The following is a 13,348-nucleotide window of genomic DNA, read 5'->3' on the forward strand; positions in this document are numbered from 1 at the left end:
AGTAGTTTGGTATTATTCCTAAAGTGTACTTTCGACAAAAAATCACAATTTCCCTTCAAAGTTTTGAAAGAAAAATACCTTTGGAAAAGAAATTATCTATTTCTAAAAGCTTTAGTATGGTATCTTTATCTATGTGAATTTTCTCAGGAGGGAACTATGCATGTTTGATACGCAGTTTTCTTTTTTAGATTTTAGTATATTACTTATAATTTGCTTGATCATGTACTTTTTTAAAAAGCAACTTTTTAAAATTGAAGTAACTACCTGTTATAAGGAACTAAATATGGACCAAATCACCTCTTTTCTAAAAAAGCATGGAGGCAGTCATCTTTCCCATTTAATTTATCTTCAGGATAAAGAAGTGTACTGGACAACTAACCAAAAAGTTTTAATTGCCTATAAGAGAATTGCAAACAAACTAATTGTTTTAGGAGATCCTATTGGTGATCCTTCATTTATTGGGTATGGAATAAGGGAATTTGATGAATACAGTAGAAAACGAGGGTTAAAACCTGTTTATTACCAGGTCAACACTCAAAATTTAGACTATTACAAAGATATGGGTTATGAATTTTTAAAACTTGGAGAAGAAGGTCTTGTTAACCTAAACAATTTCACACTTGAAGGTAAGAAAAATGGTAAGCTCCGAACAAGTATGAATAAACTTACTCGTAGTTCATTCACGTTTCGTGTAATCCATCCTCCATATTCAAATAAACTTATATCAGATATAAAAACAATTTCAGAGTCATGGCTAGGTAACAATAAAGAAAAAGGATTTTCTGTCGTTTCATTTACAGAAGAATATGTATCTAGGTTTCCACTAGCTATTTTAAGTGATGGCCAAGGTAATATTGTCGCCTTTGCTACTTTAGCAACTGATTATAAAAACTCAATTAGTATTGATTTGATGAGAAAAACAGATGATAGTCCTAACGGTACAATGGATGTCCTTTTCGTTCACATCTTTAATTGGGCAAAAGAACATCATTATCAATTCTGTAGCCTAGGCATGGCACCATTAGCAAATGTAGGTACGAGTTGCTCTTCATTTCATTTTGAAAAATTATTAAAACTCGCGTATCTTCACGGGAACTCACTCTACAAGTTTAAAGGTCTAAGAGCCTTTAAAAGTAAATTTGCTTGTGGCTGGGAACCCAAATATCTGGCTTACAAGAAAACCTGGATTCCTATTGTGCTTTTCCAGCTAATTTTGTTAATCAACAGTAAACCTAACCCTACTTATGTAATGGTTGATAAATTAAGGTATTTCCTAAGAAGAGCAAGTTAAAAAGCCACTTGAGTTTAGTAAACTCATGTGGCTTTTCACACCTATACCTCAAGTTGTTCCTTAGTATCATCATAAACTGCCGTGTCAAGTTCGCCTGTCAACCGACCTGTTATAACACCTGCCGTCATACTTCCACTTACATTAACAGCTGTACGTCCCATATCAATTAGCGGTTCCACTGAAATTAATAAACCTGCTAAGGCTATAGGTAAATCCATTGCAGATAATACGAGGATTGCTGCAAAAGTAGCTCCTCCTCCTACACCCGCGACCCCAAAGGAGCTAATAGCTACAACAAGAATTAGAGTTGCTAAAAAACCAGGGTTCAGAGGGTTAATCCCAACAGTAGGTGCAATCATGACAGCAAGCATGGCTGGATAAACACCTGCGCAACCGTTTTGGCCAATTGATAGACCGAATGACCCTGAGAAATTCGCTATACCGTCTGATACACCCAAGTCTCTTGTTTGAGTCTTGATATTTAGTGGTAATGCACCAGCACTTGTACGGGAAGTGAATGCAAATGTTAGTACAGGTATAGCTTTTTTCACATACGTTAGTGGATTTAACCCTGAAATCGCTATAAGAATTAGGTGGATAATGAAGACAATCAACAATGCTACATAGGACGCAATGACGAACTTTCCTAATTTCATGATTGCTTCATAATTACTTGTAGCCGTAACTCTTGTCATAATCGCAAGTACGCCGTACGGTGTGAGTCGTAGGATAAGTGTGACTACTCTCATTACAATACTATAGAAGGTATCTACAATTTTTGAGAAAGTTTGAGCATGCTCTGGGTTCTTTCTTCGTACTCCGAGGAATGCAATCCCGATAATTGCTGCAAAAATAACGACTGCAATCGTAGAAGTTGGTCTAGCACCTGTGAAATCTAAAAATGGATTAGCAGGCAGAAAATCAAGCATTTGCTGAGGAAGTGTTCGTGTTGTAACATCAGCTGCTCTTTGTTCCATTTGCTCTCCACGAGAAGTTTCTGCTTCACCCTGTGGAATCTCAACAGCCTCCAAGCCAAATGCTAATGTCACCGTTATTGCAACCGCAGCAGCAATTGCAGTTGTACCAACTAATATACTTAGGATCATTCCACTAATTTTCCCTATATTATTAGAGAGCTTCATTCTCGTAAAAGCAGCGATAATTGAGATGAAAACGAGTGGCATTACAATCATTTGCAGGAATTTTATATAACCTGTACCCACAATATTGAACCATTGAATGGATCCATTTAGCACCTCTGAACCAGCACCATAAATTAGTTGCAGAACAAAACCATAGACAACCCCTAATCCTAGAGCTAAAAAGACTCTTTTAGAAAAAGATACGTGCTTTTTCTGCATAAAATAAAGACCGTAAAGTAATAAAATCATAAAAGCAATATTAACGATAATTAATAAGGTCCCCATCCTCTTCCCCCTTTGTCACTTTAATGGATAAAATTTTTATCCTATTAATACTATATGTACAGGAGGATTAACCTTTCCTTGTCTTAAAAATTATTTTTTAAGTCTTCCATCAGCTTTAACATCAACATTAAGCAAACAGAAAAAAACCTTACATCACTGTAAGGTTAAGCATTCAAGGTCTTGTTATAAACTTTTTAGAGTGACCGTTACGAGTGTTTTGGGAGGTTAACTCCGCAACAACGACAAATCTTTCTGGGGCGCGGCCGATGTAATTGAAAGGATAACATGTTGTTAGTGTCAATGTACCTCGTGGACGAGGCATTAAGGACGTTTTATCTTTCGCATCGACGATTCTAATCTTTTTGACTACATACTCAAATTCACCAGCAACAGTCGAAACGAAAAGCTTGTCATGTACCTTTATATCCTTCAGCCCTCGGAAAACTGTGTCACGATGACCTGAGAGAACGGAATTATTATTTTCACCCGGTAGGGCACTTTTCGTATAGTGCCCTACTCCCTTTTTTAATACCGACTTACTTGTACCTTGAATGATTGGAAAAGTACGTTTTAGCTTCGGAATGGTCAAGTCTCCTATACTTTCGCCTATGCTAGGAATATCCTCATACAACTCGACATCATTTTTCGGGTACTGAGCTTTCGTAAGCATCTTTGCTTGTCTTGTTACTTGGCTATCTTCAATTGTAGTAGTAGCTGTGTAACCTACTAAATAGGAGTACAAATTCCAGGAAAAGAAGGTGAACCCACATCCGATAAGAATGATAGATAGCTTTCTCATAGCTTAAAATTGCTCTCTTTTACGGGTCTTCTGAAAGACTAGGAACCCAACGAATATGATCAATAGTCCAAAAAGCATGTTTATCAAATAAGGTGATGCTGTCTTTGGAATGGTATCATGCTTAACTATTGTCAATTCACCAGCTAGGTCACCAACATCTACTAATTGGTTAGCAGCTTGAAATAGATAATCCGAAGTAAGCATTTCATCCGATAATTGCATATCTAATAGAAGGTTGCCTTCCAAATCATACAGCTCTAATACTAGGCTTTTTCCCCCTAAGTCATTCATTCCTAATAATTCCTGAAAAGATACGGGGGTTGCTACTCCATTCTCATCTAACAGATGATAGTTTGGATTTAAACCTATTAGATTCATCATGTCTGACCAAATAGCAGCTAGTTCACTTTTCTGTGCATCGGTTAGTTCTGCCTCAGGGTCAAGCATAGTAAATGGCTCTAGTTTAGCAGCAACCTCTTCCATTCTTTGCTCTAGCTCTGTTTCGTCCAATGACATTAGATGATTAAAGAGTGTATCAACCTCTTCCTCTGTAAGGCCGACATCAGCAAGGAATCCCTCTGCTTCCTTCATGTATTCATCATGGTTCAAATAAAAGTCAATCGAAGCATCTAGTTCTTCATAAATTAAATAATCTTCAACAGAATCACCGAAACTTGCAAATAGTTCATTCACCTCAACTTCTGTCATATTATAAGCAGCCAATAATTGCGCAAAGTTCTCTTCAGTTAAAGGGGTGCCTAATTCGGTCTGTAGTTCTTCGATGGTTGCAAATTGATCTAGTGATAATTCAAAGTAATCAAAGTACTCTTGCAGTTCTTCACGTGTCCATCCTATATCTGTTAAATATTTGTCCAATTGTTGATCGGTAATTGCAGCAAAGGTTGGATTAGCGTATGCAGTAAACAGAATAATGCCTATAACAAATAGTTGAATGACTCTTTTCATCAATCTTACCTCCTGTAATTTTCTAATGGTATTATGTGAAATTACAGGAAGATAATGCATCTAATAATATAATTTTAAAGGATATTTTTCATTATTGTTTGGTAGCCATCAATAGTGTTTAATAACTACACAGGGGTTATTCGCTAGAATCCACTCGCTTTCCGCGGGCAGTCCGGGAGCCTCCTCGGCGCTCTGCGCCTGTGGGGTATCCCGTTGACGTGTTACTCCCGCAGGAGTCTCTTGGATTCTAGCGAATAACCTTACTCTGAATAAAAATATGAAAAATACTAATAAAATATAATAACCTATTGATTAAGAACAATGGTTACTTTAAATAAATCACCATCAATATCGAGTTCTAAGGTTCCTTCGTGGAGGTCAATGATTGATTTTGCGATTGCAAGTCCTAGTCCTGAGCCTTCCGTATTTCTTGATTCGTCACCCCGCTTGAATCTTTCAAAAAGCTCATTTATGTTGTTGCTTAACTCATACTTAGATACGTTCTTGAATGAAATTTCAACTTGTCCTTCTTTTTCAACGATGTTTATATATACTCTAGAATTTTCTAAAGAGTATTTGATTATGTTTCCTATGAGATTATCAAATACTCGCCATAGTTTTTGCCCATCAACCGTTGCATTGATTGGCTTTTCTGGTGTATTAAATCGAAATAGCAAAGTAGATTCTTTAATTTTGTCATCATATTCTGCAAAAGACTGTTGTAATAGTTGAACAAGATCAACGTTATCTTTATGAAGTTCTATATTTCCACTAGCCATCTTAGATACTTCGAATAGATCATCTATCAAAAGCTTTAAACGCTTTGATTTCCGATCAATGATTTCAAGGTAAGCATTTCTATCCTCATCAGAAACACCTTCTTTTTTGAGCAACTCAGCATAGGAAATAATAGAGGTTAGTGGTGTTCTTAAGTCATGACTTACATTCGTTATTAATTCTGTTTTTAACCGTTCGCTTTTCGCTTGAGCATTTTGTGATGCTTTTACCCCTTGTTTCAAAACATTTATATTTTCTGCAAGACTTGTTAAGATAGAACTTCCTGATATATCTAAGTTTGGCCCCATCTTTCCAGCTGCTAATTCATTCGTTTTTTCATAAATTCGATTGAACTCTCCTACTCGACGTACCAATATCATAACGATTGGTATACCTATTACAGCTAGAAGAACTAGGTAGAAAAGGAAAAACACTGGATGAACAAATACCATGGAAGCTGCTAAACCTAAGCCAAATAGGATCCCTAATACAACAAAAAGCTGTGTTCCAGTGCTTCGATTTAAAAAAGCTTCGTTTAAGCTTTCTATTATATTTTTTACAAGTTTTTTTAACTCACCCCATGTCTTATAGATCATTCCTTTTTGCCATTGTTCTTCTATGTTTTTCCGACTCTTCAATTCTGGAGCAATAAGCTTACCTTGGATAATAGTTAAGGCCATGAAGAACGAACCAGCAATTAAACAGATAATCAGTTCAAAGCCATATGTTTGCGGATAGTCAAAGAAATATAAAAATTGATTGATGTACAAAACTATTGAGATAAAAGTACCAAAGGTCGTTAAAAGCAAAAATACGATTCTTGAATCAATTGGAAGTTTAGAATACCAGGTCCTCCACCATGCTAATTCACTCTCTGTTGCCTTCGCCTTTCTTGCAATGAAAATACCTAAAAGCAATGCAATGAAACCTGCAACAATATAAACAATCACTACACTTTGCTTCATTTTATAGTTTTCATAGTTTTGATAAACCCTACTCGAAGTTGATTTAGGTACAATAATTTCTCCTTCAATAAATCCAATCGTTTCTGGAATTGTATTCTCTAAGATTTCCTCATACCCATGAACATTATTATGAATTAAATTTTCTCTTAAAAATGAGAAATTTGTCTTAAACAATATATCTTGTTTACTCATATAAGACTCAATTGAATCATTTCCTAAATTGATATTAGTGAAAACATTCTCCGTTCCCTTTTCTTCAAAATAGTAAAGAAAATCTTGAGAGTATCTGACATAATCAGAACGGTAGCTTTCCCTTTCTTTAAAATAGCGCTCCACTGCCTGTTCTTTCTCTTTTTTCACTTTGGCACGCACATGTTCATCACTATTAAAATTAGCTGTAATATCTTCTATCTTGTTGTCTCTTTCTGTTATAAGCGCGTCAGCTATTTCCTGGTTTTGGGAAGAGATAGCCTCCTGAATGCGACTTTCATACTGCCCATTAATGTTGTTAATTTGTTCGGGAAGATCACCGTAACGATATCGATGTTCATTAATATCTTCATCGGTTACTATAATGGCCGCCTTTGCATCCTCCTTTGTAAAATCACTAAATTCAAACATGGTAATATACCAGGCTAAGTTCGTATATTCAGTCTGAAAACTATGTGTATGAAAATAATCCTTGTTAAAGTACGTACTCCCCACTGCGAAGAAAGTTAACACCCCAGTTGTACCAAATGTTAGTAAGAATGCAAAAAAGAGTATTATAATTCTACTTTTCCATTTTGTACCCAATACCCCACACCACCTTTAAATATCTCGGATTTTTTGCATCAATTTCAATTTTCTCTCGAATTTTTCGAATATGTACAGCTACAGTATTTTCAGCATTAAAATTTGGTTCTTTCCACACTCTTTCATAGATTTCATTAATAGAAAATACCCGTCCAGCGTTTTGCATAAGAAGCTCAACGATCTTGTATTCTATTGGGGTGAGTTTTATTGGATCCCCATAAACAGCTACTTCTTTTGCAGATGGGTCTATTGTTAATCCATTTAAATTAATAACCTTGTTCATGCCTTCATACGTTCCAAAGGTAACATACCTTCTAAGTTGTGATTTTACCCTTGCCACTAGTTCCATAGGGTTGAATGGCTTTGTTACATAGTCATCTGCCCCAACCTGCAAACCTAATATTTTATCGGTATCCTCACTTTTTGCACTTAAAATAATAATCGGGATATTTTTCTTCTCTCGGATTTTGTAAGTAGCCGAAATTCCATCCAGCTTCGGCATCATAATGTCTAAAATAATCAGATGAATTTGTTGTTCATTTAAGATTTCCAATGCTTCAATTCCATCTTTAGCTTTTAACACCACAATCCCTTCATTTTTTAAATAAATCTCTATTGCGTCTCTAATTTCCTTTTCATCATCTACAACTAACACAAAATATTTATCCATCGTCACCCTACTTTCAAGCTTCAATTACCTAGTACTTTCATAGTAACCAGTAAATCTTAACAATTAATACTAAAAAATCTTAAGAATTTCTTAAGATTGAATGATAAATAGTAAATTTGTATCTCTTTTATATTAGAAATCATTCTGCTAAAATACACAATACTAATATTATTGCGAGGTAATTATAGATGAATCTCTTAACACTTAACTGTCATTCCTGGCAGGAGGAAAATCAAGTAGAGAAGATAAAATATTTGGCTGAAACGGTAAAAGAAAAAATGTATGATGTCATTGCCTTGCAGGAAGTAAGTCAGTTAATTGACGATGAGTTAGTTACAGATAGAATGAAGAAAAGTAATTATGCCTATGTACTTCTACAAGAGTTAATCCAATTGGGAATCAAAGATTATTCAATTGTTTGGGACCTTTCCCATTTTGCATACGGAAAATATGAGGAAGGTTTAGCAATCTTAACAAAGCATCCTGTCATAGGGGAGGACTCATTCTTTGTATCAATGAAAAACGATTTACACAGTGGAAAAACACGTAAGATTATTGGTACTAAGCTTTTATTTCATTGCAAGCCTATTTTTGTATATTCCTGTCATATGGGCTGGTGGCATGATAAGATTGAACCATTTAAATATCAAGTAGATAAATTAATAGAAAACTTAAATATGGATGAGCATCTTTTTCTCTTGGGTGATTTTAATAATGATGCCAGGTTGCCGAATGAAGGGTATGAATACATGCTAAATAAGGGACTTCTAGATACCTATCAGCTTGCAAATAAAAGGGATGAAGGAATGACTGTTAAAGGTAAAATTGCTGGGTGGAGTGAAAACACGAGGGATTTACGAATCGATTTAATTCTAACTAACAGAAAACTAAAGGTGGAATATTCAAGGGTCATTTTTAATGGCGTCAACAAGAATGTCGTATCTGATCATTATGGGGTTGAGATCAAATGTATGTTTGAGGATTAATTGCCTTTCCTCCCTTACTCCCTTATACTCAGTATAAAACTATAAATCTATGAGGAATATATGAATAAAATTGATCGTTTAATGGCCATTGTTCTACAATTAAAAAAGCGAAATAAACTTACAGCAACTGAATTAGCCAACACTTTCGAGGTCACACCTCGAACAATTTACAGAGATATCCAAGCTTTGAGTGAAATGGGTATTCCTGTTATCGCCCTACCTGGAAATGAAGGTGGTTACTCAATTGCCGATCATTATTTTATCCCTCCGGTTATGTTCACAAAAGAGGAGGTATTTTCTCTATTATTATCAGAGCAAATCGTCAACCAAGTGGAGATACCTGGACATCAAAGATCTATTAATACTGCTTTCTTAAAAATTAAAAATGTACTAGATGATGAAACTACCTCTAAATTTCAGCACTTACATAAACGTATTATCTTTAATATAAAGGAACAAAAACCTTCTGCATTTGACCAGCAGCCGTTCTATCTTGTTACAACATCAATCGAACAAAACAAGAAACTGGCGCTAACTTATTTCCACCCCAAAAAGCAGGAGCTAACTGAACGTAAAGTTCATCCATATGGCTTAATTTTTGAAGATGGCCTGTGGTACATAATTGCCTTCTGTGAATTAAGAAAAGCAGAGCGGCTGTTTGCAGTTAACAGGATTAAACACATAAAGCTTCTAGAGGAAGACTTTTCTTTACCACATGAATTCGAACTAGAGAAGCATTCTTCACAATCTTTATATAATGGGGATGGGGATACACAAGTTATCCTTAAGGTTTCAAAGTCACTCTTTTACATTATAAAAGACTACCACCAGTTGATAGCTAGTAAGATTGTTGAAGAATCGGATGATTTCTATATAGTTTCCCTACAAACCAATGTGCCCAAAAATTATCTTTCATTCACATTACGTTTTTATGATGGAGTTGAGATTATAAGACCCCTTTCACTCCGCAATGAAATGATTTCATTATTAACAACAACATTAAATAAATATCAATCTTAAATTTCAAACCTGACACACTGTTGTCAGGTTTGTTTTTATATAATGTCAATAGAATTAACTAAAAAAGGATGAGACAAAATGTTAAAACAGAAATTTGTGATGACAAATGGTGTAAGATTAAATGTAATGGTTACAGAAGAGGTATATACTGAAACGATTGTTTTTCTTCATTATAGTAGCGGTGATGTAACAGTTTGGAACTCATTACTTCCATATTTTAAGGATGAATACAATATTGTCATTCCTGATTTCCGTGGACATGGTGAAAGTGACAAGCCTGAAAGTGGCTATACAATGGATGATTTTGCGAATGATTTACTTGGACTATTTGATGCACTAAAGCTGGAAAAAGTTCATATTGTCGGTAGTTCATTAGGGGTGGATGTAGCTGTAAAGGCTATTCCTAGTCTAGGCTCTAGAGTTTTATCTTTTATATGCGAAGGACCTCCCCAAAGTATGTTTGGTCCTTTCGGTGTATACAATCTTAGCGGGCAGGAAAAAGAGGAAAAAATACAAGAGCTCCATTTGCAACGTCGTGTAAAACAATATCCAGAATACACTTCAAAGCATGAATTGATTGAGGCAGGTAAGGCAAATATTACAAATGCAGGACTTCCTTTAAATGAGTTTATCTCGACTACAATAGAAAATAATGTCACTGAAACAATCGAAGGAACGTTTCGTTGGAAAATGCCACGAGTAGTCATGGATGAATTTATGGAAGATTTCTATCTGATTAATTTTGAAGAGCTTTTTAAGGAAATAACGTGTCCTGTATTATTTATTCCTAGTGAAGGCGAATGGGATAGTGAGAGTTTTCGAGAATTCATGGAAGAGTTGAAACAATGCCTACCCTATTTTAAAGCAGTTAAAATCCCTGGTGCTTCACATGCTTTTACGATGTTTTATCAATATGATGAAATGGCAACTGAAATGAAAGCATTTTTTACTAAAATAAAAACTCTTCACCCAAAACAGGATACGCGATAATTTAAGCAATAATTGGGAATTGTAATGGTAGATATCTTTTCAAGGGGGAATAATCGTTGAAACTATCTATACAAGAAATTTCCGAATGGCTCAGAACGAACAATCAAAATGGGGTAATTGTAATAAATGGTGTACCACATGAGGTAACCTTAACCATTGATGGTGATGTTACTTTAACTGGTGGAACATGGAAATGGGAAGAAACATCAGCACCTTCTTCACATGGAGATTATGTAGTGGATGCAGATCAATTTGTAAAAACCTCTATAACAGAATTTCCAGCAATTAAAGAAGAAGAATGCTACCAATTTTACGGTAATGTAGACGATTACCTAAACCTACCTTAATGATTTCGATTAGGAAATAGCTTTCTTTATAGTTACATCTCTTTCACTCTCAAGTAATTGATCAATGTCAATTCTACGAATCACAGGAACATATTCTTTTTCTTTATAATCAAAAGCAGTGTTTTCTAATAGTTGATCAATATCAATACGGAGCATGTTCATATAACCACCTCATAAACATTCTTTTCTAGGAGTTTTCCCTATTTTCGCTTCTGTTAAAACTTTCGAAAAGAATGTTCTTGTTATGGGGGTGGTTTTTAGTTTTGTTTTTATAAATTAATAAAGCTTTTTTTCCATCAAAGTTGACACGTCTGTAAACCCTAGAGCTTTGTACAAATTATAAGCAGGGTTTCCTGAAAAAACATTTAGTTGAACTGTTTTGTAGCCTCTTTGTTTTAAGAAGGATAATGAATGTGTCATTATCCTTTTTCCATAGCCCTTTCCTCTATTTGCTGGTAAAATATAAAGCTCTAAAATGATCCCTGTTGGTTCATTAAATAATGGGTGAACAGTTTCACCAACCAATATCCAACCTAATAATTTTCCTTGATGAATAGCAACAAAATAATAACTATTTCCTCCAAAGCTTGCCTTGATGTTAGGCACGTCATCGTAATGTTTTAAATAGCCTACAGTTGATTCTTCCTGTACTATCTTTTCATAACTCTTAATAATGGCCAGGTCTTTTTGTGTAGCAACTCTTATATACATTTGGGACACTCCTTTGTCACTACAGATGAAACAACATCTTCATCTCTTTAATCATACTTTATTTTCCAGAGGTAAATTATGTGTAAAAAAAAGCCAACATTTTATGTTAGCTCTTTCAATCTGTTCTCTGCATGAGATATACTGTCTTTTGGCCAAATTGGCATATCCTGATGATTCATCACCTCATCATAGGTCAGCCATAAAACGTCTGACACCTCATCTGGACAATTTGGTTTTGCATCTCCTTTTGCATATTCACAAAGGAATACAATGTTAATCACATGCTCCCCTTTATCCGTTACAAATGATGTATTATGTAGATACGTGACTTTTTCTTTAACTTCAATATTTACTTCTTCAAGAATCTCCCGCTTAACTGTTCTCTCTAATATATCCTGTGAGTTTCCTTCCAGATCAACCTTACCACCGACTAAAGAAAGCATTCCACCAGCGTGCTCTTCCTTTTCACTACGTTTAATAATTAACCACTTATCCCCTTTAAAAACCGCACCTTCTACATTAACGATAAACATCGTAATCACTCCTTTACTAATAATATACTAATCTATAACTGTAAAATTTTTCAATATAAAAAAACCATATCCGATCATGATATGGTTCTGTAAAATACGTTGTGTTAGATTGTTCTTAATTTAATACGGGACACTGAATGGTTTGTCCCTTTTTCTAGAATCAAATTTGCTCTAGTACGAGTTGGTAATATATTTAGGCGTAAATTCTTACCGTTAATATTTGTCCAAATATCTGTTGCAAATTTTACAGCTTCTTCATCTGTTAAATGAGCATGGCGATGAAAATACGATTTAGGATTATTAAATGCTGTATTTCGTAAAATTTTGAAGCGATCTATGTACCATTCTAATAAATTCTCTTCATCTGCATCTACGTAGATTGAGAAATCAAAGAAATCAGAAACAAACAGCGGTGAATGTGACTTTTTAGGCTTATTGGTTTGAACTTGTAATACATTGATTCCTTCAACAATCACAATATCTGGTTCAACAACGTGTTGAAACTCACCTTTTAAAATATCGTATTCTAAGTGGGAATAAATAGGTGCCTTTACCTCTTTTTTACCTGTCTTTAAATCCGCTAAAAATTGAATAAGCCTTCCTGTATCATAACTCTCAGGAAATCCTTTACGATTCATGATTCCTCTCTCTTCAAGTATTTCATTCGGATAAAGGAATCCGTCCGTAGTAACTAGTTCTACTTTAGGATGTTCAGGAAAAGTGGATAGTAAATGTTGAAGCAAACGGGCGGTTGTACTTTTGCCAACTGCTACACTTCCAGCAATCCCGATAATAAATGGGACTTTTTTTATACGATTATTAAGAAACGAAGTGGTAATTTGGTGACGATCCTTCGTTGCTAGTGAATATAAGTGTAAAAGACGTGTCAATGGGCGATAAATGTGTGTAACTTCATCCATTGATATTTGACGATTAATTCCTTGTAAATCCTTTACTTCCTTTTCTGTAAGCGCTGTCGTAGAAGTTGTGTCAAAGCTTGCCCACTCTTCTCGGTCAAATGTTGTATAGGGTAAAGTATAATTTAAATCTTTCAGCATATTAGCACCTTTC

14 protein-coding genes are annotated in these 13,348 nt (G+C 34.9%); 5 read left to right on the plus strand and 9 right to left on the minus strand.

Going from position 1 to position 13,348, the window contains the following annotated elements; genetic code table 11:
* The first annotated feature begins 160 nt into the window (after positions 1–160).
* Positions 161–1,291, plus strand: coding sequence for a phosphatidylglycerol lysyltransferase domain-containing protein (locus tag J2Z26_RS07915; protein ID WP_193537174.1), 1,131 nt, complete (start codon positions 161–163; stop codon positions 1,289–1,291).
* 41 nt (positions 1,292–1,332) lie between these two features.
* Here J2Z26_RS07915 and J2Z26_RS07920 read toward each other — a convergent pair whose 3' ends face one another.
* The 5 genes from J2Z26_RS07920 to J2Z26_RS07940 form a co-directional block, all read right to left on the minus strand.
* Entirely contained in the window at positions 1,333–2,718 is a 1,386-nt protein-coding gene (locus J2Z26_RS07920) for an L-cystine transporter (protein WP_193537176.1), read from the minus strand.
* A 172-nt stretch (positions 2,719–2,890) separates the two neighbouring features.
* A complete protein-coding gene (locus J2Z26_RS07925; protein WP_193537178.1) occupies positions 2,891–3,517 on the minus strand; it encodes a class D sortase in 627 nt (208 codons plus the stop codon).
* A 3-nt stretch (positions 3,518–3,520) separates the two neighbouring features.
* Positions 3,521–4,483: a processed acidic surface protein gene (locus tag J2Z26_RS07930; RefSeq protein WP_193537180.1), complete on the minus strand. Its 963-nt coding sequence runs from the start codon at positions 4,481–4,483 to the stop codon at positions 3,521–3,523.
* Positions 4,484–4,788: 305 nt separating this feature from the next.
* Positions 4,789–7,020, minus strand: coding sequence for a sensor histidine kinase (locus J2Z26_RS07935; protein WP_193537182.1), 2,232 nt, complete (start codon positions 7,018–7,020; stop codon positions 4,789–4,791).
* Complete coding sequence (locus J2Z26_RS07940) at positions 6,998–7,690, minus strand: response regulator transcription factor (RefSeq protein ID WP_193537184.1); 693 nt, start codon at positions 7,688–7,690, stop codon at positions 6,998–7,000. Before J2Z26_RS07940 ends, J2Z26_RS07935 begins: the two co-directional genes overlap by 23 nt.
* A gap of 188 nt (positions 7,691–7,878) precedes the next feature.
* On the opposite strand from J2Z26_RS07940, the gene J2Z26_RS07945 reads away from it, so the two are divergent.
* The 4 genes from J2Z26_RS07945 (at position 7,879) to J2Z26_RS07960 (ending at position 11,033) form a co-directional block, all read left to right on the plus strand.
* Entirely contained in the window at positions 7,879–8,676 is a 798-nt protein-coding gene (locus J2Z26_RS07945; RefSeq protein ID WP_193537186.1) for an endonuclease/exonuclease/phosphatase family protein, read from the plus strand.
* 60 nt (positions 8,677–8,736) lie between these two features.
* Entirely contained in the window at positions 8,737–9,696 is a 960-nt protein-coding gene (locus J2Z26_RS07950; RefSeq protein WP_193537188.1) for a helix-turn-helix transcriptional regulator, read from the plus strand.
* A 78-nt stretch (positions 9,697–9,774) separates the two neighbouring features.
* Complete coding sequence (locus J2Z26_RS07955) at positions 9,775–10,686, plus strand: alpha/beta fold hydrolase (RefSeq protein WP_193537190.1); 912 nt, start codon at positions 9,775–9,777, stop codon at positions 10,684–10,686.
* Between the two features lie 56 nt (positions 10,687–10,742).
* Positions 10,743–11,033: a hypothetical protein gene (locus J2Z26_RS07960; RefSeq protein WP_193537191.1), complete on the plus strand. Its 291-nt coding sequence runs from the start codon at positions 10,743–10,745 to the stop codon at positions 11,031–11,033.
* A 9-nt stretch (positions 11,034–11,042) separates the two neighbouring features.
* Here J2Z26_RS07960 and J2Z26_RS07965 read toward each other — a convergent pair whose 3' ends face one another.
* From J2Z26_RS07965 to coaA, 4 genes are all read right to left on the minus strand, one after another.
* Positions 11,043–11,195, minus strand: a complete 153-nt coding sequence (locus J2Z26_RS07965) for a hypothetical protein (RefSeq protein ID WP_193537193.1) — start codon at positions 11,193–11,195, stop codon at positions 11,043–11,045.
* 114 nt (positions 11,196–11,309) lie between these two features.
* Positions 11,310–11,744 carry a GNAT family N-acetyltransferase gene (locus J2Z26_RS07970; RefSeq protein ID WP_193537195.1) on the minus strand — a complete coding sequence of 145 codons (435 nt, stop codon included), beginning with the start codon at positions 11,742–11,744 and terminating at the stop codon, positions 11,310–11,312.
* A 101-nt stretch (positions 11,745–11,845) separates the two neighbouring features.
* Positions 11,846–12,277, minus strand: a complete 432-nt coding sequence (locus tag J2Z26_RS07975; protein WP_193537197.1) for an NUDIX hydrolase — start codon at positions 12,275–12,277, stop codon at positions 11,846–11,848.
* A gap of 104 nt (positions 12,278–12,381) precedes the next feature.
* Positions 12,382–13,335, minus strand: a complete 954-nt coding sequence (coaA, locus tag J2Z26_RS07980; RefSeq protein ID WP_193537199.1) for a type I pantothenate kinase — start codon at positions 13,333–13,335, stop codon at positions 12,382–12,384.
* Positions 13,336–13,348 lie beyond the last annotated feature (13 nt).

This window comes from Cytobacillus luteolus, from assembly GCF_017873715.1.
Taxonomy (GTDB): domain Bacteria; phylum Bacillota; class Bacilli; order Bacillales; family Bacillaceae_L; genus Bacillus_BV; species Bacillus_BV luteola.

Bases quoted from the DNA above. Each gene is read 5' to 3' on its own strand.
- J2Z26_RS07955 (WP_193537190.1), top strand. From the start codon at position 9,775: ATGTTAAAACAGAAATTTGTGATGACAAATGGTGTAAGATTAAATGTA.
- J2Z26_RS07975 (WP_193537197.1), bottom strand. From the start codon at position 12,277: ATGTTTATCGTTAATGTAGAAGGTGCGGTTTTTAAAGGGGATAAGTGG.
- J2Z26_RS07965 (WP_193537193.1), bottom strand. From the start codon at position 11,195: ATGAACATGCTCCGTATTGATATTGATCAACTATTAGAAAACACTGCT.
- J2Z26_RS07925 (WP_193537178.1), bottom strand. From the start codon at position 3,517: ATGAGAAAGCTATCTATCATTCTTATCGGATGTGGGTTCACCTTCTTT.
- J2Z26_RS07970 (WP_193537195.1), bottom strand. From the start codon at position 11,744: ATGTATATAAGAGTTGCTACACAAAAAGACCTGGCCATTATTAAGAGT.
- J2Z26_RS07940 (WP_193537184.1), bottom strand. From the start codon at position 7,690: ATGGATAAATATTTTGTGTTAGTTGTAGATGATGAAAAGGAAATTAGA.
- coaA (WP_193537199.1), bottom strand. From the start codon at position 13,335: ATGCTGAAAGATTTAAATTATACTTTACCCTATACAACATTTGACCGA.
- J2Z26_RS07945 (WP_193537186.1), top strand. From the start codon at position 7,879: ATGAATCTCTTAACACTTAACTGTCATTCCTGGCAGGAGGAAAATCAA.
- J2Z26_RS07920 (WP_193537176.1), bottom strand. From the start codon at position 2,718: ATGGGGACCTTATTAATTATCGTTAATATTGCTTTTATGATTTTATTA.
- J2Z26_RS07915 (WP_193537174.1), top strand. From the start codon at position 161: ATGTTTGATACGCAGTTTTCTTTTTTAGATTTTAGTATATTACTTATA.
- J2Z26_RS07950 (WP_193537188.1), top strand. From the start codon at position 8,737: ATGAATAAAATTGATCGTTTAATGGCCATTGTTCTACAATTAAAAAAG.
- J2Z26_RS07930 (WP_193537180.1), bottom strand. From the start codon at position 4,483: ATGAAAAGAGTCATTCAACTATTTGTTATAGGCATTATTCTGTTTACT.